Annotated in this window: 25 protein-coding genes and 1 riboswitch; of the genes, 22 read left to right on the top strand and 3 right to left on the bottom strand. The window is 41.1% G+C overall.

Annotated features, from left to right (window positions below):
* Positions 1-58: 58 nt before the first annotated feature.
* Both KSU66_RS10415 and KSU66_RS10410 read left to right on the top strand, forming a co-directional pair.
* Positions 59-1546 (top strand): UDP-N-acetylmuramoyl-L-alanyl-D-glutamate--2,6-diaminopimelate ligase, encoded by a 1488-nt coding sequence (locus KSU66_RS10415; RefSeq protein WP_269051383.1) that lies wholly within the window; start codon positions 59-61, stop codon positions 1544-1546.
* A gap of 41 nt (positions 1547-1587) precedes the next feature.
* Positions 1588-2031 (top strand): YlbF family regulator, encoded by a 444-nt coding sequence (locus tag KSU66_RS10410; protein WP_269051382.1) that lies wholly within the window; start codon positions 1588-1590, stop codon positions 2029-2031.
* Positions 2032-2166: 135 nt separating this feature from the next.
* Here the strand turns inward: KSU66_RS10410 and KSU66_RS10405 are convergent, their stop codons facing one another.
* Positions 2167-3078, bottom strand: a complete 912-nt coding sequence (locus KSU66_RS10405; RefSeq protein WP_269051381.1) for a glycerophosphodiester phosphodiesterase family protein — start codon at positions 3076-3078, stop codon at positions 2167-2169.
* A gap of 131 nt (positions 3079-3209) precedes the next feature.
* On the opposite strand from KSU66_RS10405, the gene KSU66_RS10400 reads away from it, so the two are divergent.
* The 3 genes from KSU66_RS10400 to coaD all read left to right on the top strand — a co-directional run bounded on the left by KSU66_RS10400 (position 3210) and on the right by coaD (position 4644).
* Positions 3210-3482 carry a YlbG family protein gene (locus KSU66_RS10400; protein WP_269051380.1) on the top strand — a complete coding sequence of 91 codons (273 nt, stop codon included), beginning with the start codon at positions 3210-3212 and terminating at the stop codon, positions 3480-3482.
* A 120-nt stretch (positions 3483-3602) separates the two neighbouring features.
* A complete protein-coding gene (gene rsmD, locus KSU66_RS10395; protein ID WP_269051379.1) occupies positions 3603-4151 on the top strand; it encodes a 16S rRNA (guanine(966)-N(2))-methyltransferase RsmD in 549 nt (182 codons plus the stop codon).
* A gap of 10 nt (positions 4152-4161) precedes the next feature.
* On the top strand, positions 4162-4644 hold the full coding sequence (gene coaD / locus KSU66_RS10390; RefSeq protein ID WP_269051378.1) for a pantetheine-phosphate adenylyltransferase: 483 nt from the start codon (positions 4162-4164) through the stop codon (positions 4642-4644).
* A 33-nt stretch (positions 4645-4677) separates the two neighbouring features.
* Here the strand turns inward: coaD and KSU66_RS10385 are convergent, their stop codons facing one another.
* Positions 4678-5556 (bottom strand): hypothetical protein, encoded by an 879-nt coding sequence (locus KSU66_RS10385; protein WP_269051377.1) that lies wholly within the window; start codon positions 5554-5556, stop codon positions 4678-4680.
* 174 nt (positions 5557-5730) lie between these two features.
* Between KSU66_RS10385 and KSU66_RS10380 the strand changes: the two genes are divergently transcribed.
* The 3 genes from KSU66_RS10380 to KSU66_RS10370 all read left to right on the top strand — a co-directional run bounded on the left by KSU66_RS10380 (position 5731) and on the right by KSU66_RS10370 (position 8961).
* Entirely contained in the window at positions 5731-6789 is a 1059-nt protein-coding gene (locus tag KSU66_RS10380; protein WP_269051376.1) for a SepM family pheromone-processing serine protease, read from the top strand.
* A gap of 32 nt (positions 6790-6821) precedes the next feature.
* A riboswitch (purine riboswitch) is annotated at positions 6822-6923 on the top strand.
* A 155-nt stretch (positions 6924-7078) separates the two neighbouring features.
* Positions 7079-7666: a xanthine phosphoribosyltransferase gene (locus KSU66_RS10375; protein WP_269051375.1), complete on the top strand. Its 588-nt coding sequence runs from the start codon at positions 7079-7081 to the stop codon at positions 7664-7666.
* On the top strand, positions 7663-8961 hold the full coding sequence (locus tag KSU66_RS10370) for a nucleobase:cation symporter-2 family protein (protein ID WP_269051374.1): 1299 nt from the start codon (positions 7663-7665) through the stop codon (positions 8959-8961). Before KSU66_RS10375 ends, KSU66_RS10370 begins: the two co-directional genes overlap by 4 nt.
* Positions 8962-9008: 47 nt before the next feature.
* Here KSU66_RS10370 and KSU66_RS10365 read toward each other — a convergent pair whose 3' ends face one another.
* Complete coding sequence (locus KSU66_RS10365) at positions 9009-10235, bottom strand: nucleotidyltransferase (protein WP_269051373.1); 1227 nt, start codon at positions 10233-10235, stop codon at positions 9009-9011.
* Between the two features lie 116 nt (positions 10236-10351).
* On the opposite strand from KSU66_RS10365, the gene KSU66_RS10360 reads away from it, so the two are divergent.
* The 14 genes from KSU66_RS10360 (at position 10352) to KSU66_RS10295 (ending at position 23944) form a co-directional block, all read left to right on the top strand.
* The gene (locus KSU66_RS10360) at positions 10352-10885 is read left to right on the top strand and encodes a YceD family protein (protein WP_269051372.1); all 534 of its coding nucleotides are present in this window, start codon (positions 10352-10354) and stop codon (positions 10883-10885) included.
* 24 nt (positions 10886-10909) lie between these two features.
* Complete coding sequence (gene rpmF, locus KSU66_RS10355; protein WP_269051371.1) at positions 10910-11083, top strand: 50S ribosomal protein L32; 174 nt, start codon at positions 10910-10912, stop codon at positions 11081-11083.
* An 80-nt stretch (positions 11084-11163) separates the two neighbouring features.
* Positions 11164-11922, top strand: coding sequence for an enoyl-CoA hydratase/isomerase family protein (locus KSU66_RS10350; RefSeq protein ID WP_269051370.1), 759 nt, complete (start codon positions 11164-11166; stop codon positions 11920-11922).
* Between the two features lie 140 nt (positions 11923-12062).
* Complete coding sequence (locus tag KSU66_RS10345; protein WP_269051369.1) at positions 12063-13421, top strand: acetyl-CoA carboxylase biotin carboxylase subunit; 1359 nt, start codon at positions 12063-12065, stop codon at positions 13419-13421.
* Positions 13418-13633 carry a biotin/lipoyl-containing protein gene (locus tag KSU66_RS10340; RefSeq protein ID WP_269051368.1) on the top strand — a complete coding sequence of 72 codons (216 nt, stop codon included), beginning with the start codon at positions 13418-13420 and terminating at the stop codon, positions 13631-13633. Before KSU66_RS10345 ends, KSU66_RS10340 begins: the two co-directional genes overlap by 4 nt.
* Before the next feature lie 267 nt (positions 13634-13900).
* Positions 13901-15442 (top strand): acyl-CoA carboxylase subunit beta, encoded by a 1542-nt coding sequence (locus tag KSU66_RS10335; protein ID WP_269051367.1) that lies wholly within the window; start codon positions 13901-13903, stop codon positions 15440-15442.
* A gap of 66 nt (positions 15443-15508) precedes the next feature.
* A complete protein-coding gene (locus KSU66_RS10330; protein WP_269051366.1) occupies positions 15509-15673 on the top strand; it encodes a hypothetical protein in 165 nt (54 codons plus the stop codon).
* Positions 15670-16059, top strand: coding sequence for a DUF3397 family protein (locus KSU66_RS10325; protein WP_269051365.1), 390 nt, complete (start codon positions 15670-15672; stop codon positions 16057-16059). Before KSU66_RS10330 ends, KSU66_RS10325 begins: the two co-directional genes overlap by 4 nt.
* Before the next feature lie 91 nt (positions 16060-16150).
* Positions 16151-17767: a bacillithiol biosynthesis cysteine-adding enzyme BshC gene (gene bshC, locus KSU66_RS10320; RefSeq protein WP_269051364.1), complete on the top strand. Its 1617-nt coding sequence runs from the start codon at positions 16151-16153 to the stop codon at positions 17765-17767.
* A 229-nt stretch (positions 17768-17996) separates the two neighbouring features.
* Positions 17997-18428 (top strand): division/cell wall cluster transcriptional repressor MraZ, encoded by a 432-nt coding sequence (gene mraZ, locus KSU66_RS10315; RefSeq protein ID WP_269051509.1) that lies wholly within the window; start codon positions 17997-17999, stop codon positions 18426-18428.
* A 29-nt stretch (positions 18429-18457) separates the two neighbouring features.
* Positions 18458-19390 (top strand): 16S rRNA (cytosine(1402)-N(4))-methyltransferase RsmH, encoded by a 933-nt coding sequence (rsmH, locus tag KSU66_RS10310; RefSeq protein ID WP_269051363.1) that lies wholly within the window; start codon positions 18458-18460, stop codon positions 19388-19390.
* A gap of 16 nt (positions 19391-19406) precedes the next feature.
* The gene (gene ftsL / locus KSU66_RS10305; protein ID WP_269051362.1) at positions 19407-19778 is read left to right on the top strand and encodes a cell division protein FtsL; all 372 of its coding nucleotides are present in this window, start codon (positions 19407-19409) and stop codon (positions 19776-19778) included.
* Positions 19709-21973: a penicillin-binding transpeptidase domain-containing protein gene (locus KSU66_RS10300; protein WP_269051361.1), complete on the top strand. Its 2265-nt coding sequence runs from the start codon at positions 19709-19711 to the stop codon at positions 21971-21973. Before ftsL ends, KSU66_RS10300 begins: the two co-directional genes overlap by 70 nt.
* Positions 21974-22075: 102 nt before the next feature.
* The gene (locus KSU66_RS10295) at positions 22076-23944 is read left to right on the top strand and encodes a penicillin-binding transpeptidase domain-containing protein (protein ID WP_269051508.1); all 1869 of its coding nucleotides are present in this window, start codon (positions 22076-22078) and stop codon (positions 23942-23944) included.
* The last annotated feature ends 52 nt before the right edge of the window (positions 23945-23996 follow it).

The raw sequence follows: 23996 nt of genomic DNA, 5'->3' as shown, positions 1-23996 counted from the left end.
AGTAGGTTCGCTCTCAATATATTCGTTTGTACAAAAAATGTTCGGGAAGGGGAGAGTGGTGCTGCTATTACCGGAACTTTTAAATGATTGGCCGTGTACAATTATTGGGGAAAATTTTGGGCAGGAAGTATGTGGAATAACGGAAGATTCACGGAACGTCAAACCCGGGTTCGTTTTTGTAGCAAGAAGGGGGAAAAATGACGATGGGGCATCTTTTATAGCCGAAGCTGTCGAAAGAGGTGCGATAGCGATTGTCATTGATAGGCCACTGCCAAGTAGTTTGTCGACATCGATTCCGATTATTACAGTTTTGAATTGTCAGCGCTTTTTATCGTATGCATGTGCACGATTTGCAGGCAATCCGTCGGGTAAGCTTACTATCATAGCGGTAACTGGAACGAACGGCAAGACGACAGTCACTCATTTTATTGGTCAATTATTAAAGTGTATGGGTATAAGAGCCGCCGTCATTGGCACAACTGGCGTTTTTATAGACGGGATTCAGATGGAATTTAATATACCGGAAATGACAACGTTGCCGGCGGAATATTTTCATCCTTTATTAAAAAAATGTGAAGAAGAAGGAATGACACATATTGTCCTCGAAGCGTCCTCGCTAGGTCTTTCGACAAACCGATTGGCGGATTGCGAAATTGACGTAGGTATTTTATTGAACATTGGTTCGGATCACTACGATGAACACGCCGGAAAAGAAAATTATATAAACGCCAAAAAGATCCTTTTGAAAGATGCAAAACAAGTTATTGTCAATATGGATGATGAAGTATGTGTTCAAATGTCAAAGTTTTCGAAGGGTCCTTGTACGTTTTTTGGAAAGAATCGTTTAGCGGATGTGTGTATCCCTCAAGGTAAATCATTGGTGTGTTACGGAAAAGACGAAGGGGCATTTCAACTTTCCATGCCGGGGCATTTCAATCGTATGAATGCGGCTGCCGCAATTAGCACACTTCTTGTTTTAGGTTTTGCGTTGAATGATATTTTGCCGCATTTATCCCGGCTTAAGCTCCCTGCGGGGAGATTACAACGTATAGAAAGAGAGGGAGTTGTTGTTTATGTTGACTTTGCACATACACCCGATGCAATTGAAGCGGTACTTCGTGCGTTGGCGAGTGTATGCAAAGGTCGGTTAATAACGGTCTTTGGTTGCGGCGGGAACCGAGACAAAGGAAAGAGGAATGAAATGGGGGAACTCGCTGTCTTTTATTCCTCAAGTGTAATTGTCACATCAGACAATCCAAGAAACGAAGATCCATTATCTATTATCGCAGATATAGTGGAAGGTTTTGGGGAGAACTGCAACGCGGTTGAAGTCGAACCGGATAGAAGAAGTGCAATCCGGAAAGCGATATTTAGAGCCATGCCAGGCGATATTGTTCTTATTGCAGGGAAAGGTCATGAAAAAATTCAACATACCGCAGAAGGTATTTTCCCGTTTTCAGACGCAGAAGAGGCGATACGCGCATTATTTAAAAAACAAATGGGGGGGAGTCAAAAATTAATAACCAATCCATTCACGGAAAGGTGAAAATCTGCTATGATGGGGGATGAACGAAAGGGGTTGCGTCTATGTTAATGACGGATGAATGGATGACCATCATTGAACATGCGGAAGAACTTACTGACATTTTACTCTCATCTGAGGTAGTGGACAGTTACCGCCAAGCACATGCAGCCGTTTATACGGATGTAGAATTGGCGAAGTCAATCCGGGAATTCACGGTCATGAAAGAGCGTTATGAAGAAGTGCAAAGATTCGGTAGGTACCATCCGGATTACAATATAGTAATGAAAAGCATTCGTGTGCAGAAGCGGGAACTAGATTTAAACGAACAAGTTGCCGAGCTTCGAATTGCTGAAAATGATGTACAACAACTATTCGACGAGGTCGGGGCAATTGTTGCAAGATCCGTTTCGGAATCTGTAAAAGTCCCAGCAGGTAGCGCATTTTTTACAAGTTCATCATGTGACAGTGGTTGCGGTTCTGGTGGAAGTTGCTCTTGCTCGGCTTAATCAGAAAAGCGTAAGCGCCTAGGTGTTAAAAGTCTATATTTAAAATAAAACTGTCCTATCTACAGGTTTTCCGGTAGATGGGACAGTTTTATTGTGCTATAGGAATTCCTTAATTCAAGATAACTTAGCCGATTTCTACTCCGCTAAGTTACCTTGAATTATTTCCATTGCGAAGGTTGGGCAGTCCGTTATCAACCCGGCAGCACCCGCATTAATAAGTTGAATCATTGAATCGCGGTTATTCACATTTTCATAATAGGTCGGTATATTGAGTTGTAAAAGAAACTTTATAAATCCTTCGGTCCCAAGTGGAAACACGCCGAGCTTTTCTGGTATGCGGAACAAATCTGCACGTGGATTATAAAGATGCCCAAATTGGCTCGTAAAAGCGGCGTATGCTTTTTTCACTTCGTCTTCCCCGGCTCCAGTTGCAACACGATTTTGTGCATATAAATTAAAACGATCGATTTGTTCATCATACGCACTCGTAATAACGATACGGTCTTCCGCTCCAAGCTCTTCAATCAGTCTCCAAAGTTTGGAAGGCATTAAACTGCCCTCATATGTTTCCGGTGAATCTTTTAGATTAATGTTCATAAACATATGCGTGAATTGATTTAATAGTTCACGAAGTGAAAGAAGCTGTTCGCCTTTTCCACGATAAGAATATTCACCTTTTTCGCTTTTAAATCTGTAGCCTGCATCGGCATTTTTTAACTCGCTAAGTGTAAAGTCCGATATTTTACCGGCAAGATCGGTTGTACGGTCTGCATATTCGTCATGAAAGACAAGAATTTCTTCGTCTTTTGTCAGACGAATATCAATTGCGAAACCATGTACGCCAAGTGCTGCTGACTTTGAAAATGCGGCGTTTGTATTTTCGGGTGCTTCGAGTAAACCCCCCCGGTTTGCAAGAATGATTGTTGTATCAAATTCTAGTGCCTTTTTACCTACTCGTGGAATCGGTTTTACGATGGCTTTGGAAGCCGCCCAAGCCGCGATACCAGCGGCACCTACAGTTAGGGCTACTTTAGTTTTTCTACCCACTATGAATCCCCCTTGTCATTTACAAGTACTTTCTTTATTATAGTGCAAAAGAGTAAGTGTGTCAGCTATGTTAGGTTGCGGCTTATTTCGGACTTATGGTATTGTATGATATAGGAAAAGAGGGGAAATCTATGATTGATCGACAAGGCGTAATCATCTATCTGCATCACCTGAGGCAAGCAAAGTCATTGCGTAAATATGGACATGTTCATTATATATCTAGGAAAATGAAGTATGTTGTTCTTTATTGCGATCAAGAAGATGTAGAGTCGGTTATGAGTAAGGTTGAACGTCTACCTTCTGTAAAGAAAGTATTGCCTTCTTATCGACCTTTTGTCAAAACGTTCTTTGAAAACGCAAAACCGGACCGGGCAAAAGAATACGATTATAAAACAGGTTTATAGAAATAAGTTCGGTCGTATCGAATTTATATAAACGACAATTAGCTTGTTCAAGTAATAGTGCGAAATATAATCGGAAGATAACTATACAGAAAGTGATGTCTGAGAAGGGAAAGATGATGAATGAGGATTGTTGCGGGTTCCAGTAGGGGCATTTCGCTTAAGTCATTGCCTGGAAACGAAACGCGGCCGACTTCCGACAAAGTGAAAGAATCATTATTTAATAGAATTGGTCCTTATTTTGACGGTGGGGTTGTCGTCGATCTTTTTGGCGGCAGCGGATCCCTTGCACTAGAAGCGCTGTCGCGGGGGGCAGATGAAGCGATTGTGTTTGAAAAAAATGCGAAGGCATGTACAATTATTCGCGCAAACGCGGAAAAAAGTCGACTAGCGGATCGAATACATATTGAACGAGCAGACGCAAAAAGCGCTGTCGTTGTATTACGGAAACAAGAAAAAATTGTAGACTATCTTTTCATCGACCCGCCCTATGCTGAAACAAAGTATTATGAACTAGCACAAAAAATTGCGGAAGCCGACCTTCTTTCAAATCGGGCAATTGTTATTTGTGAACATGACAAAAAAATGTCTCTACCAGAAACGTTCGGTTTATATCAAAAAAGTAATTGCACAGTGTACGGCAATAGCGCGATATCGATATATAAGAAATGAGGGTTCACGAATGTCAAAAATTGCAGTTGTACCAGGAAGTTTTGATCCGCTGACGAATGGGCATCTTGATGTTATAAAGCGCGCAGCGCGGGTTTTTGGAGTTGTAAAGGTTGCCATCATGAATAACTCTGCGAAAGATTCGTTGTTCACTGTAGAAGAGCGGATGGCGCTTATCAAAGAAGTAACTGCCACGATTCCAAACGTAGAAGTAGAAACGTCTTCGGGTTTGATGATTGATTATGCCAAAAGTGTCGGGGCTACTGCGGTTGTTAGAGGATTGCGCGCTGTAACAGATTTTGAATATGAAATGCAAATTACCTCTATGAACCGTGTGTTAGATGAAAGTATCGAAACATTTTTCATCATGACAAACAACCAGTATTCGTTCCTTAGTTCAAGTATTGTGAAAGAAGTTGCAAAATACGGCGGAAATATTTCCGTACTCGTTCCTAAACCAGTAGAAGACGCACTGAAACGAAAATTTGTACTTTAAAAAAGCGATTGTGTACGATAGGGCGACCTTTTTTTAAAAAATTATATAAAAAAGGATAGGAACTGTTAAAACGCTCCAAACTCTTCCGAAAATGTAAGGAATCATAGAAATGTTTGCAGCCTTGGCAATTACAGTCACTTGCATATGAATACTTAGACCATTCATTGAAATAATTGCAGCAATAAGAAATGGAAAAATAGGCAACTGACTAAAATGGTCAGTTGCGGACTGAACACCTGTCGTCATTTCAAATATTGAAAGGGCAATCGTTTGAGCAATTCCAGTATCTACATCAAACGCCGACGAAATAACAGTCGCCAATACAGTACCGATAGCGGAAAAGAATATGACCGTTGTAGCAATAAGAGTGATTATTGTTGAACTCCCTTTTATTGCTTCAAGGAGCGGCATTCCTTCCGCCTTTTTGATTTTTGGAATAGAAATTGCACTTTTTTCACGTTCAGATTTAAAAAAGAAAGTCATTACGACGAAAAAGAAAATATTAGCTAAATGAATGGCAATAAGTAATTTCCAGCCGGTCGTAACGTCGCCAAGCAGTTCGCTTCCGACAAATCCGATAATGAACATAGGACCAGGGGCATGACATACTGCAAGAAGTAACGCACTTTGTTTATTTGTTAATTCATCGTTTTTTGTCATTTCTGTAACTGTTATTGCACCTACGGGAAAACCTCCGAATGAACCAAGAATAAATGCTTTAACGAATCGCCTCCATACGGGATTTTTCTTGGAAGAGGCAGGCATCTTTAAAAGCCACTGTGTCAGAATAATATATGGAAGCAAATAAGGAAGAAGGGCGCGAACAAATAATTGTGCTCCTGCTACAGCACCATCGTGTGCAATTCCCGGTTGGATAATGAAAAGGAGTATAAGTCCCCAAACAAGTGCCATATTGATCATACACTTACTGTGTACATGTCTATGTGTAGTATTTTTTTCATGTATTCTACTCCTTTCATATTCTGTACAGAAAATATGTAAAGTTTGTTGTCCGTAAAAGTTTTAAGTGCTTACGTAATATATATGTAAAGAGAGTACAGGCTATTAATGGAGGTGGTCCTTAAAATGAAAAAGAAAAAAATCGGATTACTAGTAGTTGCACTCATCATAGTTGCTGCGTTTTTTGGTTTTCCACTTGATTCGTATATATCAAAACCAGGCGGAGCCTATGATCTTACCCCACTTGTTGAAGTAGGAAGCGGAGATCATGACGATATCGGCACATTTAGCCTTATGACGATATCACTTGCAAAGGCAACTCCATTTACGTATACAGCTTCGAAATTCTCTGATAAAAGAAAAGTTCTTCCAGCTGAAAATGTCAGAAGGTCTGGAGAAAATGATAAGGAATACAATGTGCGACAGAAAAAGTTAATGTCCGATTCACAATTCAATGCAGTAACAATTGCTTTTGAAAAAGCCGGATTGCCTGTTGGGATCGATTTTGACGGAGTATTTGTCATGGGGATAGTAGAAAATGGTGCTGCGGATGGTATTTTGGAAGTTGGCGATAAAATCCATTCAATTGACGGCGTACAACTTGAAGAGTCAGGTCAGTTCTACACACTTATCGCCGACAAGAAAGTTGGAGATACGGTGCAAATGTCCCTTCAAAGAGATGAAGAGGCCATGGAATTATCGGTGGAAGTCAAAAATATTCCAGGTGGCGACGGCAAGGCGGGGTTAGGTGTTCGTTTTCAAGAAGATCGAACGTTAACAACAGACCCGGAAGTTGTGTTCCATACGTCCAATATCGGTGGACCTTCGGCAGGGTTGCTTTTCACGCTTGAAATACTGAACCAATTGAAGGAAGAAGACATTGCAAAAGGATATAATATTGCAGGTACCGGTGAAATGTTAGAAGACGGTACAGTTGGTAGAATCGGCGGGGCTGACTTTAAGGTAATTGCCGCATCACGTCAAGGGGTTGAAATATTTTTTGCGCCGGATGACGATTTACCTGTAGAAGTGTTGGCGAAAAATCCGGGCCTAAAAACGAATTATGAAGAAGCGGTAGAAATGGCAAAAAAAATTGACACGAAGATGAAAATTGTACCAGTTAAAACGATTGACGATGCGCTTGACTATTTAGATAAGTTGGAATCAAAAATCACTTTTAAATAACATTGTAAAACGTTTTTTGCATGGTACAATAAAAATATTATAGTACATTCACTCATATAATAGCGGGAATATGGCCCGCAAGTATCTACCGATTTGCCGTAAACAAATCGACTATGAGAAGCAATGAAAGCGACGTGCTTTGTAATTTTTCAGTACGTTTTCTTTTCATTTCCTTTCGAACGATAAAGTCGAAGGACATTGCTCCACTCAAGGTCATGATTGGATGCACGGTCTATGGGCTTTTTTTTATTGTCTTTTGACCGTGAAAATCGAAGGGAGAAACAATACATTGGAACAACTAAAGATGAAGATTATACAAGAGGGTAAGGTTTTATCGGACAGTGTTTTAAAAGTAGATTCGTTTTTAAACCATCAAATTGACCCGGAGCTTATGCAAGCAGTCGGTAAGGAATTTGCGGAACGATTTGCAGATTCAGGTATTACGAAAATATTGACGATTGAATCATCGGGCATTGCTCCGTCTATGATGGCGGGTTTGTATTTAGGTGTGCCTGTTATTTTTGCGAGAAAAAGAAAGTCTCTTACGTTAGTCGATCATTTATATACAGCAAGCGTACATTCGTTTACAAAAAATGAAACAAATGATATTTCGGTCTCGAAAGATTTTATTCTTGAAAATGATGTAGTACTTGTGATCGATGATTTCCTTGCGAATGGACAAGCTGCCCTTGGATTAATTGATATTCTTGAGCAAGCTGGAGCAACGCTTTCAGGTGTCGGAATTGTCATTGAAAAAGGATTCCAACCGGGCGGTGCTGAAATTCGACAACGAGGTATTCGTGTAGAGTCGCTTGCGAATATTCGCTCGTTAGAAAATGGTAATGTCGAATTTTTTGAAGAGGGATCTTTCAAATGAAAAATGGCGTTAGAACGACGGCTTTAGGACTCCAACATGTCCTTGCAATGTATGCAGGTGCTGTTCTCGTTCCACTAATTGTAGGGGAAGCACTTGGTCTTACTTCAACTCAGCTTACCTATCTTGTTTCTATAGATATCTTAATGTGTGGTGTAGCGACAATATTACAAATCATGAACAATCGCTTTTTCGGAATTGGACTGCCAGTTGTTCTTGGTTGTACGTTTACCGCCGTTGGACCAATGATTGCTATTGGTGGAGAATTTGGGATTTCCGCTATTTACGGTGCAATTATTGTTTCTGGAATTTTTGTTGTCCTCGTCAGTACGTTTTTTGGAAATCTTGTTCGGTTTTTTCCGCCTGTCGTTACAGGTTCGGTTGTAACTATTATTGGAATTACACTCATTCCAGTCGCTATTAATAATGTGGGTGGTGGACAAGGTGCTAGCGATTTTGGTTCGCTAACAAACCTTTCGCTCGCTTTTGGAACATTGTTTTTCATTATCATTTTGTATAAAATGTCTAAAGGGTTTATTCGTGCGATTTCGATTTTGTTAGGACTTCTCTTTGGAACAGTTGCGGCTATATTTATGGGGATTGTCGACTTTGCACCTGTAAATGAAGCGGCTGTTCTTCATATGGTGAAACCTTTTTACTTTGGACTTCCTACGTTTGAATGGTCGGCTATTTTAACGATGATTCTCGTTGCCATGGTGTCTTTAGTTGAATCGACAGGTGTCTATTTTGCGCTTGGAGATATATGTGAGCGTGATTTAAAGAAGAAGGATTTGTCAAAAGGGTATCGTGCGGAAGGAATTGCGATTGTATTAGGCGGGATATTCAACGCATTTCCGTATACGACATTTTCACAAAACGTTGGTTTAACTCAAATGTCTGGTGTTAAATCGAGAAAAGTTATTCTAGTAACGGCACTTATGCTTATTACGCTTGGTTTTGTGCCTAAGATAGCCGCAGTTACAACGGTTATACCAATAGCTGTATTGGGTGGCGCGATGATTGCGATGTTTGGAATGGTCATCTCTCAAGGGATAAAAATGCTTAGTAAAACCTTTACGTCTTCACAAGAAAACCCGATGATTATTGCTTGTTCAATCGGAATTGGTCTTGGTGTCACGGTTGCGCCTGAACTGTTTGCAAACCTTCCAGTCAGTTTGCAAATGTTCACGAGCAACGGAATTGTTGCGGGGAGTTTAACCGCGATTGCATTGAACATATTATTTAATATGCTTCCGACTCGTAAACAAAAACCAAATTTAGCTGAACAAGAAATATAATAAAAGCTTGTAGGTATTCCGAACGGTTGGATATCTACAAGCTTTTGTCATTTTACGAAGATTGGATGAGTCGTATAATCAGAACCGATTGTAAGGCGGTTATCAGTCCCTGCAATGCCTAGGGCGTACATATCCGCTGCGTGGGTATCTAAGGTGAGTGACGGCCCTGAAAACGCCGCTGCTTTACTTACAAGCGGTAGTTTTAGTGTCTTTTTGTTTTCATTTAAATACAACCGACCTTTTTGCGTCATGCCGAGTAACCTTAAATACGATGGCTCACTGATTTGGTTGCGCATGTCATATGTGAAACCTGTGAAGATGTGGGTGAGCATACGCTGAATACGTGTCCATGTATAGCGCTTAGATTTCACTTCACGCATGAAACCATCGAATGTATCGTTTTTAGCTGCGGCTCGGTATATCAAATTCTCAATACCTTCAACGACATCTGCAATTTGTGCTAAACGTGCTGGACCTTCACGCAGAATGGTGAAACGAAGGAAAGGATAAAATGATGTCCAGCTGCCAAAGGAATTATATGTAGACTGCCATTCGTCCAAAAAGTTCCGCGTGGCGCTTGGGAAAAAAGTATCGACGGCATCAAGTGTATGTTCTTCAAAAAATGATTTACGAATCCCAGTTGCACTGGCAATTGGATTTCCTTTTACAGCATCATCGTGAAACTGGGCGGCAATCCGCTGAACTGTAGCAGCTTTCATAGTGGACTGGATTTCGTATGCCGCTTGCATATAATGAAAGCCTAGGATATTATTCGGTTTTGTTAAGTTTACAAAAGGCAATTTTATATTGGACGATTGGGTAACTGCTTTGTATGCTTCGTTTAATGCTTTTGGATAGCTTAGTCCGAGATCAACTCCATTTTTCACATTTTGTTCATATTCTTTTGAGTCATGAATAATAGATAGGCTTTGTTCGAAAGGCTGAATTTTTCCGTCTTCGCTTCCAAAACAAAACGAATCACAACGAACCGCATCTAAAATTTGAATGGCACCTTTAGCAAATCTAGGCGCGTAGGATGTTGCAAACGCATAAGGAAGCTCAAATAAAAGATCGACGCCGTTTGAAAGCGCCATTTTCGCTCGGGTCCATTTATCTACAAATGCCGGCTCGCCTCTTTGTAAAAAGTTTCCGCTCATAACGGCAATTAAAACGTCGGCATCTGTTGTCCTTCTTGCCTCATTGGCATGATACATATGTCCATTATGGAACGGATTATATTCAACAATGATTCCAGTTGCTTTCAAAGTGGTCACTCCTTTGCTATAATAAAGAGTATTATACATATGTGGCAGATGAAGTGACAAGAAATTATCTTGACATCTCTTTTCGCCCATTATATAATCAAGAATGTTGTCTTGAGGTGATCGACATGAAATGGTCCATCAATCAATTGCAGAGATACAGGCAAGGGGACATGCCGCTTGACGAAGCGGTGAACCTAAATTCCGTGTTAAAACGGAATCCAGAAATACGAAAAATCGAGCCAGTCCATGTCACCGGAAGTTGTACAATCGGCCCAAGAGATATCATGTGCCGATTCCGACTTGAAGGTACAATGATACTGCCTTGTTCCCGGACGTGGGAAGATGTTGACTATCCGTTTGTAATCGAAGCTGAGGAACAATTCAGTTGGGATGAGGAAATGTTGTTAACAAACGATGAGATTCATCCTGTTGAAGGTGATTTCGTTGATCCAACCCCTGTCTTCGAGGAGCTCGTCCTCCTTGAAGTGCCGCTCCAGATTTTCGGTGAAAATGCCGAGAACATGACAGAGGCTAAAGGAAAAGGCTGGTCATATGCAACCGACGAGGAATACAATGCTCGACTCCAAGCAGAACAGGAAACAAAAGTGGATCCGAGATTTGCTGGATTGGCAAAGTTATTCGAAGAGAAAGACGAATAGGTAATTGGTAAGGAGGTGCCCCAGATGGCTGTTCCAAAAAGAAGAACATCTACTACAGTTACAAGAAAACGCCGTACGCATTTTAAATTACAACTTCCCGGCATGACAACTTGCGATAACTGTGGCGAAACAAAATTAGCTCACCACATTTGTAAATCATGTGGTCAATACAAAGGAAAAGAAATCATAAGCGAATAATTTAGACTCGCTTATATAAGGTCGCCGAGAGACCCATGGCTCTCGGTGGCCTTTTTTCTATATCAAAAGGGGGAATTCTTTTGTCTTATTTAATAACCATTGAAGAAAGTATCGCTACATTCACAATTAATCGTCCCGAAAGACGAAATGCGGTCAATACGGCCGTCATGGATGGGCTAGAAGAATTTATTGAACAAGTTAAAAGTGATGCTGCGATTCATTTTGCTGTCATTACGGGCGCGGGCAATGAAGCGTTTTGTTCAGGTGGAGATTTATCAGAATTTCATAAGTTACGTACAGCCCAGGAAACGTTCCCGATGTTAAGCAGAATGGCAGACCTTCTCTATAAGCTTTCGACACTTCCAATACCTGTAATTGCACTTGTGAATGGTGTCGCTGTCGGGGGCGGTTGCGAAATTGCAATGGCTTGTGATTATCGACTCATTTCATCGAAAGCAAAAGCCGGCTTTATACAAGGGACACTTGCCATAACTACCGGATGGGGCGGCGCGACGTTATTGTTTGAAAAAGATGGAAAACATGATCGAGTGTTGCGGCTTTTATCCGAAGCGGAAATTCATTCTGCCGAAAAGTTATTGGAAGAAAAATGGGCTACAGAAATTTATGAAGGCGATGCGAAAGCTGGACTTTTGCATTTTCTTTCAAAAATGTCTCAAATTCATCATACGGTTCATAAAGCATATAAAACAATCGCAATCCGAAAATGGACTGCGGACTTTATGCGTGATCGAATGATTGAAGAAGCGCGTCAGTGCTCAGTTCTATGGGAAAATGAAGCGCATCACGCAGCAGTGGATAACTTTTTAACGAAGAAATAATAGTGCGAAAACGCCGTCAATAAGAAATTATTGATGGCGTTTTTAATTTTATTTTCAGACAAAGGTTGAAAACGGTTTCATCTATCGTATAAACTAGAGGAGTAGGAAATGAAAACATTCAACTAGTTGGGGGCTAAAGAATGAAAAAGATATTAATTGCGAATCGTGGGGAAATCGCACTCAGAGTAATCGAAACGTGTAAACGTCTTGGCATAAAGACGGTCGCTGTCTATTCGGAGGCGGATAAGGATATGCCATTTGTAAAAGAATCGGATGAAGCATTCCTAATTGGTCCTTCGCAAGTACAGCAATCTTATTTAAAAGCGGATACGATAATCGAAATTGCCGTGCGCGAAGGGGTCGATGCAGTTCATCCTGGATATGGTTTGTTATCGGAGAACTCCGACTTTGCACGTCAGGTAGAAGCAGTGGGCATTAAGTTTATCGGTCCGGATGCGGAAACGATTATAAAAATGGGTGACAAAATAGGTTCCCGTGTAACGATGCAAGCGGCTGGGGTGCCGATTGTACCAGGAACAAATGAAGGCATTGCTACGTTGGAAGACGCGCTTCACATGGCGAAAGACATAGGATATCCTATCATGCTAAAGGCAAGTGCAGGCGGCGGTGGAATCGGAATGGTGCGTTGTGAAGATGAGCAAGCGCTCAGTCAACAATTTGACTCTGTGAAAAATCGGGCAAAATCATACTTCGGAGATGATGTCGTATTTTTGGAGAAATTCATCGCAAATGCTCGCCATATCGAAGTACAAATCTTTGGCGATAATGCAGGAAATGCGGTTCATCTTTTTGAGCGAAACTGTTCTGTTCAAAGACGTAATCAAAAGGTGATTGAAGAATCGCCATCACCTCAATTGCCGGAAGAGACACGACGAAGTCTTCATAAAGCCGCGGTTGATGCTGCGAAAGCAGTTAACTATAAAAACGCGGGAACAGTAGAATTTATCGTTGATGAAAATAACGAATTTTATTTCCTTGAGATGAATACTAGACTTCAAGTCGAACACCCGGTAACAGAAGCGGTAACTGGATACGATCTAGTCGAATGGCAAATTGAAATTGCTAAAGGGAATGATCTTCCGGTGAAAAATCAGGCCGACATTACGTCAACTGGTCATGCGATTGAATTCCGTATTTACGCCGAGGATCCGGTTAAATTCATGCCGTCACCAGGACCGCTTAATAAACTCGATTGGGGCGACACGACTGGTGTCCGAATCGATTCGGGCTATGTGGAAGGCGGAAAAGTAACACCTTTCTATGATCCACTTTTATCTAAAGTAATTATCCACTCGTCTACGAGGGAAGAAGCGATTGAGAAATCGAAAGCGTTTCTCGCAGGTGTAGAAATCGAAGGACTAAGAACGAATATCCCGCTATTCAATGAATTTCTCGATTCTGAGGCATTTTGTTCGGGAAATTATACAACAGCGGTTCTAGCAGAATGGTTTGAACAGAAAAAGGAGGAAGTAAAATGACAAAAGTTAAATCGACAATGGCTGGTTCAGTATTTACAGTAAATGTGGCAATTGGTGAAGAGGTAGCGGCTGGACAAGTCGTTATGGTATTAGAGTCTATGAAAATGGAAATTCCGGTAGAAGCAGAAACTGCGGGTAAAGTATTGGAAATCAATGCACAAGTTGGCGATTTCGTAAATGAAAACGACGTTGTTGTAACGTTTGAAGAGTAATTGAACTGTATATATTAGGTTGAACTTTTGATTTTCACGTAATCTTCAGCAAAGGCGACTACTGGGGTAGCCGAAGCAATGGGACGAAAGAGGGATGCAGTTCAATCCCTCCCCAGTACCTTTCCGTCTGGCTTATTGCGGGAGGCATCCTTTAGCGGCGAGCGGGCTGAGAAGAATTCTTTAGTTCGACATATATAGCTTGAAAGAAAAAAAGCGATTAAATTCGCTTCGGCACTAGGGGAACATTTTTTAAAAGGGGGAAATAGAATGACAAACAATACGGGGTACAATAGATTGCTCGAAAAAAGAATAGAAGAAATCTACGCCGGGGGAGATCCAAAATATCACGAAAGACAAAAGGAGCAAAATAAGCTTTTTGTCAGAGATCGACTTGAATTATTGTTTGACGATGGGAAGTATACAGAAGATGGTAGGTTTGCAAACTTTGAAGCGGGTGACCTTCCCGCTGATGGTGTTGTTACAGCAATGGGGAAAGTAAACGGCCAAACAGTTTGCGTTATGGCGAATGATTCAACGGTTAAAGCGGGATCTTGGGGATCGCGCACGGTTGAGAAAATTATTCGAATCCAAGAAATTGCGGAGAAAAACCGTGTGCCAATGTTGTATCTCGTAGATTCTGCGGGTGCTCGGATTACGGACCAACTTGAAATGTTCCCGAATCGTCGTGGGGCAGGGAAGATATTCCACAACCAAGTAAGATTATCTGGTTTCATTCCACAAATTTGTATTTTATTTGGACCGTCGGCGGCGGGAGGCGCATATATTCCTGCATTTTGTGATCTGTTGATTATGGTTGAAGGCAACTCTTCGATGTATCTTGGTTCACCACGTATGGCGGAAAAAGTAATTGGGGAAAAAGTGACGCTTGAACAAATGGGCGGCGCTCGCATGCATTGCTCTATAAGTGGTTGTGGCGATGTACTCGCAGCAAACGAGCAAGAGGCAATTTCGGAAGCGCGCCGATATCTTGAGTTTTTCCCAGCGAATTTCACGGAGAAACCTGCGTTGAAAGAGGCGGTGGCGGCGAAAGTGGGTCGTTCACTTGAAGAAATCATTCCTGAAAACCAAAATGCACCTTTTGATATGTACGAAGCAATTGATGTATTAATTGATGAAGGCAGTTTCTTCGATGTGAAACAACTTTTTGCAAAGGAAATCATTACCGGACTGGCGCGAATTGACGGACAACCAGTTGGAATTATTGCGAATCAGCCAAAAGTAAAAGGTGGCGTACTGTTCGTCGATTCAGCGGATAAAGTAACGAAATTCATCAATCTATGTGATGCGTTTTCGATTCCACTTCTATTCCTTGCCGATGTACCAGGTTTCATGATCGGTACAAGTGTGGAACGTGCGGGAATTATTCGTCATGGTGCCAAACTGATTATGGCAATGAGTTCAGCGACTGTGCCGAAAATCTCAGTCATTGTGCGTAAAGCATACGGTGCCGGTCTTTATGCGATGGCAGGCCCGGCATTTGAACCAGATGTGTGTATTGCGTTACCAACTGCGCAAATCGCCGTTATGGGACCTGATGCGGCCGTAAATGCCGTTTATTCAAATAAAATTGAAGCAATCGAAGATCCAAAAGAACGGTTGGCTTTTGTGCAAGAAAAGCATAAAGAATATACTGAAGAAATCGATATTTACAAAATGGCGTCGGAGCTAATTGTTGACGAAATAGTTGCACCTTCTAGTTTAAGAGAAGTACTTTCGGATCGATTGGAACTTTATAGTACAAAAGATATTCCGCAACCACCTCGTAAGCATCCGGTATATCCTGTATAATTATTTTATGAAATAGAAGGTCCGTCGAAATTTAGGCGGGCCTTTTAGAATTGGGGGGATTGCATTATGAAAGGCACCACTGTGGTGATGAATGCGACTATGTTTGTTAGAAGGGAAAAGCGGACGCAAATGATGCACCTTGATTTGTATTGTTCGGACAGTGTCCTTGCTGTAAATATATTTGCGGGTCTAGGTCGACAAGCAAGCGTAGGAAATAAGGTGGCGCTATGAGTACGTTTATTTCAGTGCTTGTTGGTGTGCTTATTGCATGTCCATTTTTCGTTACGATTGCTCTTCTTTTTTTCTTCCGTCGAAAAGGGAAATCCCCGGCGAAGGTAATAGGATTCGCGGCAGATGTTACGACACCTTTTTTATTTCTTGCTATTTATATCATTTCTCGTTCCATTTTTGAAATTGAGGTTGGTTTTTACATTGCAATCATCGCAGTCATTCTTGCGATTGTTTATGCAGTTATTGAACGAACGAAAAGGAAAGAGTTTCAAGTCGTCCAGTTTTTACGTAAAACATGGCGGTTATTTTTCCTGACTTTGGCTATGGCCTATATCGTTTTACTCGTTCTAGGCGTCGTTTTAAAAATTATTGATTATGTATATTAACTTGAATGGGTTCTTAAGCATTTATTTTTCAATCGGCCACCTTTGAATGCTATACTTTGCAAATAGTGATTGTCATAAAAGGGGTATGAAAATGAAATTAGAAACTTTGGTGTTGCCTAATCAAAACAAGGTAATGCAGTCATATAATAACGATAAAGAATTTATACATACGTATTTTGACTACGAAAACAAAGATGCTTCATTTCAAGAAAGATTGAATGAACTTTCCGAACGCACATTTAAAAGATCTGAATTGGCGAACGTAATTCGGTCGTATATGGAACCTTTCGGGGTGTCTGAACTTGCCGAAAAGCATATTGCCGAATTAGCTGCTGATGGGGTTGCTGTTGTCGGTGGTCAACAAGCCGGACTACTAACAGGCCCTTTGTATTCTGTACATAAGGCAATTTCAGTTATTTTATTGGCGAAAAAACAACGCGAAGATTTAGGCATACCCGTTATACCTGTATTTTGGGTGGCAGGGGAAGACCATGACTTGAATGAAATTAATCACGTTCATACAGTAACGGACCAGAAAGTAACGAAAAATCAATATCGTGAAAAATACGTGTTAAAGTTAATGGCTTCGGATGCATCATACGAACAAGAGCGTATGTCTACATTTGTAAAAGAAATATTCGGCACATACGGTGAAACGGCTTATACGAAAGATTTGTTGAATGATGTCCTTGCGGCGGTGGCGAAAGAAGAGACGTTTACAGGTTTCTTTGTTCGCTTGATGAATGGGCTTTTCCAAGAGGAAGGTTTACTGTTCCTTGACGCGGCATATGGCCCTTTGCGTAAGCTTGAAAGTGAATATTTTACCCGCCTGATTTTAGGTTCGGACAAAATTGCTCAAGTCGTATTGAAAAAAGAAGAGCGATTTGCGGCTGGAGGGTTCGGTCATCCAATTGAAGTGCAAGCCGACGGTGCTCATTTGTTTTACGTACATGAAACTGGGCGTGTGCTTCTTTCGAAGGAAAATGGGGATTTTATTAATGATAGCGTCGGGATTCGCTTTACTGAAGAAGAGCTTCTTGAAATTGCCCGAAAAAATCCAAGGCTTCTGAGTAATAATGTTGTGACAAGACCGATTATGCAAGACTTTGTTTTTCCGGTATTAGCATTTATAGGTGGACCGGGAGAAATTGCGTACTGGGCAATTTTAAAAGAAGCATTTCATCATCTACATATGAAAATGCCAATTATTGTTCCAAGGATGTCTTTGACGCTTGTCACTGCAAGAACGGCACAGGCACTTCAAACGAAATCGTTTACTGTTGAAGATGTAATGGCTGGTAAAGTGATTGCTGCTAGAGAGCAGGAAATTGACGAGCTAAGAGACGACCGCTTAAATTTGGTGGTCGATGAAACGATGAGTAAATTGAAGGGCCAATACGAAGAAATCCGTGGCCTTCTTGAAGAGCAAGATTTGAAAATGGATGAACTGCTGAAAAAAAATGTAGGGTTTCACTCGATGCAATTCGAATACTTGAAAGAAAAAGTAGAAGATGCCTTTTTATTGAAACACGATACTCTTTTACGGAAGTATGGTGAAATGGAATCTGAATTATATCCCGAAGGTTCTTTACAGGAGCGGTTGTATACCCCGTTTGCGTATTTGAATAATTACGGGCCTACGCTTATTAAGGATTTACTTCGTTTACCATACAAAATGGATGGGACGCATAAAATCATCTATCTTTGACCATAGTTTAAAGAACACTCTTGCAAGCACAGTTCGTGCGGGCGGGGGTGTTTTTTGTTGGGAACTTATTTCCTTTTCGGGGCGAAGCAGCACCTTCCGCTTTTCTATATATCTCAATGTAACAAGTACTATTGGCACATTTTTTACAGTATTGAAAAGAATATCGAGAAATGGGTGGAGGAATGTGGGGGGATGTGGTACATTAATTTCATATAGTGGGGTGAAGAGTATGTTCATGGGGGAGTATCAACATACAGTCGATGCAAAAGGTCGTCTTATTGTTCCATCGAAGTTTAGGGAACATTTGGGTGCGGGATTTGTATTGACTCGAGGTCTTGATAATTGTCTCTTCGGTTACCCTATGGATGAATGGAAAATACTCGAGGAAAAGCTCAAAGCTTTACCGGTAACGAAAAAAGATGCGCGTGCATTTACTCGATTCTTCTTTTCAGGAGCAACTGAAGTGGAGCTCGATAAGCAAGGGCGTATCAATATTCCATCATCGCTATTAAGTTATGCAAAAGTCGAAAAAGATTGTGTTGTAATCGGTGTTTCCGGTCGTATTGAGATTTGGTCTAAACTACTTTGGGACAACTATTATGATGAGTCTGAGGAATCATTCAATGACATTGCAGAAAATATTATAGACTTTGATTTTTAAATTTCATGGTAGAGAGTAGGTGGATTCAATTGTTTGATCATACGACAGTGTTACTGAACGAGGCCGTCGAAGGATTGAATATAAAAAGCGACGGTATTTATGTGGATTGTACACTTGGTGGGGCAGGACATAGTAAAGAAATAGTAAAGCGATTATCATCTGAAGGAAGATTAATTTGTTTCGATCAAGATATGACCGCGATAAAAGTTGCTGAAGAAAGACTAAAAGATCATCTTCATCAAGTAACATTTATTCATTCGAATTTTAGAAACTTGAAAAAAGAATTGGAGAAAATTGGTGTAACGAGTGTAGACGGGATCCTTTATGATTTAGGGGTTTCATCGCCACAACTTGATACTCGGGAACGTGGATTTAGTTACAACTTAGATGCGCCACTTGATATGCGTATGGATATGGACGCATCGCTTAGCGCTTATGAAGTTGTTAATGAATGGGCATATCAAGATCTTATACGAATCTTTTTCAGATATGGTGAGGAGAAATTTTCTAAACCGGTTGCGCGTAAAATTGAGACAGCGCGAATGCAAGCGCCTATTGAGACAACTTTTGAACTTGCCGAATTGATTAAGAGTGGTATTCCAGCAGCGACAAGAAGAACTGGTGGACATCCGGCCAAAAGAGTTTTCCAAGCAATACGAATTGCAGTTAATGATGAATTAGGAGCAGCTGAAGAATCCCTGACGGACGCAATTACGTTATTAAATCCAAAAGGAAGGCTTAGCGTGATTACGTTTCACTCTTTGGAAGATCGACTATGCAAATCGATTTTTAAAGAAGCATCATCGTTACCTGAATTACCACCGAATTTACCGATAATACCAGAAGGCATGGAACCGATTTTGAAATTGATTACCCGAAAACCAATCATTCCGAGTAAAGAAGAAGTAGAAGAAAATAAGCGGGCACGATCCGCAAAACTTAGGGTTGCGGAAAAAATGTAAAGGGGGAAGATGACTAATGGCATTAGAGCAAAGACAATTTACATCGCCGTACATACGTGAACATCAGATTCCAGAAACACCAAAAAAACAAACAAAAATAAGAACTTCCCGGAAAAGGATTTCGTCTGGGGAAAAGTTTTTATTTGTGTTGTTTGCAACAGTCCTCGTTCTTTTCTCAACTATGACTTTACATACTCAATCACAACTTAACGATGTGAACCGAGAAGTTCAAATTCTTGAAAAAGATATTGGTGAAACAATGAAAAAAAATAAGGAATTAGCAATCGAAGTGAATGAGAAATCGACATATGAACAAGTATGGGAGAAAGCAAAGGCACTCGGCTTGAATCTGAACGAGCAAAACGTGAAGGTCGTGCCTGGACGATGAAGAAGAAAAAATTTCGATTCCAATGGGGAGCCTTTCTGATGTTTTTGGTTTACGGAGGGCTCTTTTTCCTTTTGTTTGGAAGGGTGTTTATGATTCAGTTAACGGGAGAAGCAGAAGGTCGAGTAATGGCATCGCTTGCGGAGGCAAAATATGCAAGAGAATCATTACTTAAATCCGAACGTGGGACGATTGTTGACCGAAATGGTGAACTCATTGCCGCGGATACACTTAGTTATCGACTTGTGGCGGTTCTTGACGAATCGGCAAGTAAAGGGTCGAAAACGAAAAGGCATGTAGTAGATCCGGAGGAAACAGCCAAGATGCTCGCTAAGTATATTCCACTTGAGAAAGATGCTATTCTTGAACGCTTAACAAAAGAAGGAGCATATCAAGTTGAGTTTGGCCAAGCAGGACGTGACTTAAGTCACGAAACAGTTCTTGCATTGAAAGAGCGTGAATTACCGGGATTGCTATTCGTGGAAGACAAAAAAAGATTTTATCCGAATGGTGTCTTCGCTTCTTATTTGATAGGCTTTGCCGTAAAAGAAGAAGATGAAAAAGGAAATGTACAGACTGTCGGAAAAATGGGCCTTGAATCGACTTACAATAAAGAGTTAAACGGGGTCGATGGTAAAATGGAGTTCGAAGCGGACAAATGGGGTTTTGTACTTCCAAAGACAGAAAAGACAATCGTCGCAGCGCAAGATGGTTATGAAATTCAACTAACGCTAGATAAGACAATTGAAAACTTCGTAGAAGATGCTATGAATCGTGTTGATAAAGAGTATTCTCCAGACAAGATGCTTGCACTTGTAGTAAATCCAAAAACAGGTGAAATTTTAGCAATGAGTCAACGACCCGCGTTCAATCCTACCACAAGAGAAGGACTAACGGAAAACTGGCTTAACGAAGCGATTGAGACCACAATCGAGCCAGGCTCGCCTATGAAGATGTTCACACTTGCAGCAGCAATAGAGGAGAACAAATGGGATCCGAATGCTTATTTTCAATCTGGGCAATATACAATGTTTGACCGGACGATACGAGATCATAAGCGAAGCGGATGGGGAACAATTAGTTTTCTTGAAGGGTTCCAACGCTCCTCCAACGTTTCAATGGCTTTCTTATTGGAACGAATGGGAAGCGAAAAGTTTATTGACTATGTCCGTAAATTTGGTTTCGGAGAGAAAACCGGAATTGATTTACCGAATGAAGCCGCTGGAGTGATACTCGAAAAACATCCAATTGAACGTGTGACAACGTCTTACGGACAAGGCTCAACGGTAACACCGATGCAGATGCTCCAAGCAGCAACGGCGATTGCCAATGACGGGGTTATGATGAAACCTTTTGTCATTGATAAAATTACGAATCCAAACACGGGTGAAGTCGTTAAGGATAAAAAAGTCGAGGAAAATGGAAAACCAATTTCTGCGGAAACCGCAAAAAAAGTGAGAGAAATTCTTGCTTCGACTGTTACATCTGAAAAGGGGACAGGAAGGATTTTTGCCCTCGATGATTATACAATGGGTGGTAAAACCGGAACCGCTGAGATTCCAAAACCAACAGGTGGGTATTATTCAGAAGGTACGAATTATCTGTACTCATTTCTTGGAATGGCGCCAGCCGAAGATCCGCAACTTATTACGTATATTCTTGTGCAACACCCGAAATTGAAGGCTGGAGAAGTAGGGGCAGACCCGGTTGCAAAATTATTTAAATCTATAATGGAAAATAGCCTAAAGTATTTGAACATCGTTCCTGAAGGCGATGTGATTGATAAAGCAATCACGTTAAATGACTATACGGGGTTGAAATCGGTTGATGCAATCGCTCAGTTAGAAAAGGACGGGTTGACCCATGCACTTATAGGGGAAGGCGGAGACATAATTAACCAGTATCCTCTCCAAGGTGTGAAACTTGCTAAGGATACAGTCGTCATATTAAAATCGGAAGGTCAGACCTCTTTACCCGATTTCACCGGATGGTCGAAAAAAATGGTTCTTTCCTATAAAACATTATCTGGGCTCGATATCCGTATTAACGGTGATGGTTATGTAACGAGTCAAGGTTTGTCGCAAGGGACTGTTGCGGGAATTGACGAACCTATTGTTATTAACTTAGAGAAACCGTCTGAAATATATAAGGAAATTGAAATCGATGATGAGGAAGAGGAAAGTATTATTGGTGGCTGACGAATAGCTGTACGCGCGAACTCATACGTTTAAAGAAAAACGTGAGGTGTATCGGCGCTGCGGAAAATTATTGAATTGCAGTCGAAAAAAAGACTTCGTGCGATGTTTATCATTTTTTTAATTCTTCTTGGGATGGTTATTATTAAGCTATTCCACATGCAAATTATACAACACGATTTGTTAAAAGGGCGAGCCGAAGAAAATTGGGATCGTGAAATTCCATTTGGAGGAATGCGTGGAGATATTGTTGACCGGAATGGGAAATTGATTGTTGGGAGTATGCTTGCACCAACTTTGTATTTCATGCCTTCTCAAAACAAAGATATCCGTCAAGCTGCAATCAACCTTTCAACAATACTTGGAACGGAAGCCGCCGTACTTGAGGAAAAGCTATCTCAGAAAGAATATATGGTGAAAATAGCGCCTGAAGGAAAGAATATTAGTCAAAAGCAAGCAGATGAAATCGCAAAACTTCAAATTGATGGGTTATACACAGGCGTCGATTTTGTTAGACATTACCCAAACGGTGAACTTTTATCAAGGCTTATCGGATTTACGGGTTATGATGGGCAAGGTTTAGCCGGAATTGAGTATGCATACGAGGAGTTTTTACAAGGTAGCGGCGACAAAATCCGTCTTTTCACAGATGCGAAAGGGGTTCCGTTACCCCACGTAGATGATGGATTTAAAACGGGGAACAAAGGTGCTGCGGTTAAACTTACAATCGATTTACGTATTCAACAAGTAGTGGAACGTGAATTGATGCAAGCGATGGAAAAGTATGAAGCAACACAAGCACTTGCAATTGTTATGAATCCGAAAACAGGTGAATTACTTTCTCTTGCTTCTGTACCAACATTCCATCCAGCGAACTATCAAGACGTCGATCCGAGCATATATAATCGGAATTTGCCTGTCTGGATGACGTTTGAGCCGGGCTCAACTTTCAAAATTGTAACGCTCGCAGCGGGGCTTGAAGAAAAAGTGGTCGACTTACACAAGGATCAATTTTACGACCCCGGGTATGTGATGGTTGCTAAAGCACGTCTTCGATGTTGGAGAAGAGAAGGGCATAAAGATCAAACATTTCTCGAAGTCGTTGAAAACTCTTGTAATCCGGGCTTTGTTGAAATTGGCCAACGGTTGGGCAGTAAAACGTTAGGGAAATACATTCGGGACTTTGGATTTGGAGAAACGACAAACTCAGGAATTGCAGGGGAGTCAAAAGGTATTTTGTTCTCCGAAAAGGCATTCGGTCCAGTGGAGCAAGCTACAACTGCCTTTGGTCAAGGAATTTCAGTTACACCTATTCAACAAGTGCAAGCTGTTGCTGCTGCAATTAATGGCGGCAATTTGTATAAACCGTATATTGTAAAAGAAATATCGGACGATTCAGGAAAGGCGATTCGTTCATTCGAACCCGAACTAAAAAGACGTGTGATTAGTGATGAAGCATCCGCACAAGTAAGGGAAGCACTTGAGTCTGTTGTGGCGAACGGTTCTGGACGTAATGCATATACGGATGGTTTGCGTGTTGGAGGTAAAACGGGAACTGCGCAAAAGGTAGTGGACGGTGTTTATAAAGATGGCGAATATATTGTATCATTCATTGGATTTGCCCCAGCAGATGATCCAGAATTACTTGTCTATATAGCCATTGATAGTCCGCGGAACTCTGTCCAGTTTGGTGGTGTTATCGCGGCTCCTATTGTTGGGCGTATCATTGATGAGATAGCCCCTTTAGTTGGCTTGAGTGGACGTGCGGGTCAACTCGAGAAAGAGTATAGATGGGGTGATCCTATTACGCACCGCGTACCTGATTTAACGGGCATGACAAAAGAAAAAATCGGACTCCAATTATATACGTATCGAATCGAATGGCATGGTAAAGGTGAAAAAGTAAAGTATCAATTGCCAGCAATTGACACGCTTATCACTGTGGATGATGTCATTCATGTTTATACTGAATAACATATTAAAGCAAAATCCGATCCTGTCTCGGATTGGATTTTGTTTCAGAAGA

Source organism: Sporosarcina sp. G11-34 (assembly GCF_026931025.1).
Note: the sequence above shows the minus strand (reverse complement) of the source record. Positions and strands in the feature narration are given on the sequence as shown.

What these genes read in the sequence shown, in the direction of transcription:
- KSU66_RS10410 (WP_269051382.1), top strand. Translation starts at nt 1,588, where the DNA reads ATGTTAATGACGGATGAATGGATGACCATCATTGAACATGCGGAAGAA.
- KSU66_RS10400 (WP_269051380.1), top strand. Translation starts at nt 3,210, where the DNA reads ATGATTGATCGACAAGGCGTAATCATCTATCTGCATCACCTGAGGCAA.
- rsmD (WP_269051379.1), top strand. Translation starts at nt 3,603, where the DNA reads ATGAGGATTGTTGCGGGTTCCAGTAGGGGCATTTCGCTTAAGTCATTG.
- coaD (WP_269051378.1), top strand. Translation starts at nt 4,162, where the DNA reads ATGTCAAAAATTGCAGTTGTACCAGGAAGTTTTGATCCGCTGACGAAT.
- KSU66_RS10385 (WP_269051377.1), bottom strand. Translation starts at nt 5,556, where the DNA reads ATGGCACTTGTTTGGGGACTTATACTCCTTTTCATTATCCAACCGGGA.
- KSU66_RS10380 (WP_269051376.1), top strand. Translation starts at nt 5,731, where the DNA reads ATGAAAAAGAAAAAAATCGGATTACTAGTAGTTGCACTCATCATAGTT.
- KSU66_RS10370 (WP_269051374.1), top strand. Translation starts at nt 7,663, where the DNA reads ATGAAAAATGGCGTTAGAACGACGGCTTTAGGACTCCAACATGTCCTT.
- KSU66_RS10360 (WP_269051372.1), top strand. Translation starts at nt 10,352, where the DNA reads ATGAAATGGTCCATCAATCAATTGCAGAGATACAGGCAAGGGGACATG.
- rpmF (WP_269051371.1), top strand. Translation starts at nt 10,910, where the DNA reads ATGGCTGTTCCAAAAAGAAGAACATCTACTACAGTTACAAGAAAACGC.
- KSU66_RS10345 (WP_269051369.1), top strand. Translation starts at nt 12,063, where the DNA reads ATGAAAAAGATATTAATTGCGAATCGTGGGGAAATCGCACTCAGAGTA.
- KSU66_RS10340 (WP_269051368.1), top strand. Translation starts at nt 13,418, where the DNA reads ATGACAAAAGTTAAATCGACAATGGCTGGTTCAGTATTTACAGTAAAT.
- KSU66_RS10335 (WP_269051367.1), top strand. Translation starts at nt 13,901, where the DNA reads ATGACAAACAATACGGGGTACAATAGATTGCTCGAAAAAAGAATAGAA.
- KSU66_RS10330 (WP_269051366.1), top strand. Translation starts at nt 15,509, where the DNA reads ATGAAAGGCACCACTGTGGTGATGAATGCGACTATGTTTGTTAGAAGG.
- KSU66_RS10325 (WP_269051365.1), top strand. Translation starts at nt 15,670, where the DNA reads ATGAGTACGTTTATTTCAGTGCTTGTTGGTGTGCTTATTGCATGTCCA.
- bshC (WP_269051364.1), top strand. Translation starts at nt 16,151, where the DNA reads ATGAAATTAGAAACTTTGGTGTTGCCTAATCAAAACAAGGTAATGCAG.
- mraZ (WP_269051509.1), top strand. Translation starts at nt 17,997, where the DNA reads ATGTTCATGGGGGAGTATCAACATACAGTCGATGCAAAAGGTCGTCTT.
- ftsL (WP_269051362.1), top strand. Translation starts at nt 19,407, where the DNA reads ATGGCATTAGAGCAAAGACAATTTACATCGCCGTACATACGTGAACAT.
- KSU66_RS10300 (WP_269051361.1), top strand. Translation starts at nt 19,709, where the DNA reads ATGGGAGAAAGCAAAGGCACTCGGCTTGAATCTGAACGAGCAAAACGT.
- KSU66_RS10295 (WP_269051508.1), top strand. Translation starts at nt 22,076, where the DNA reads ATGTTTATCATTTTTTTAATTCTTCTTGGGATGGTTATTATTAAGCTA.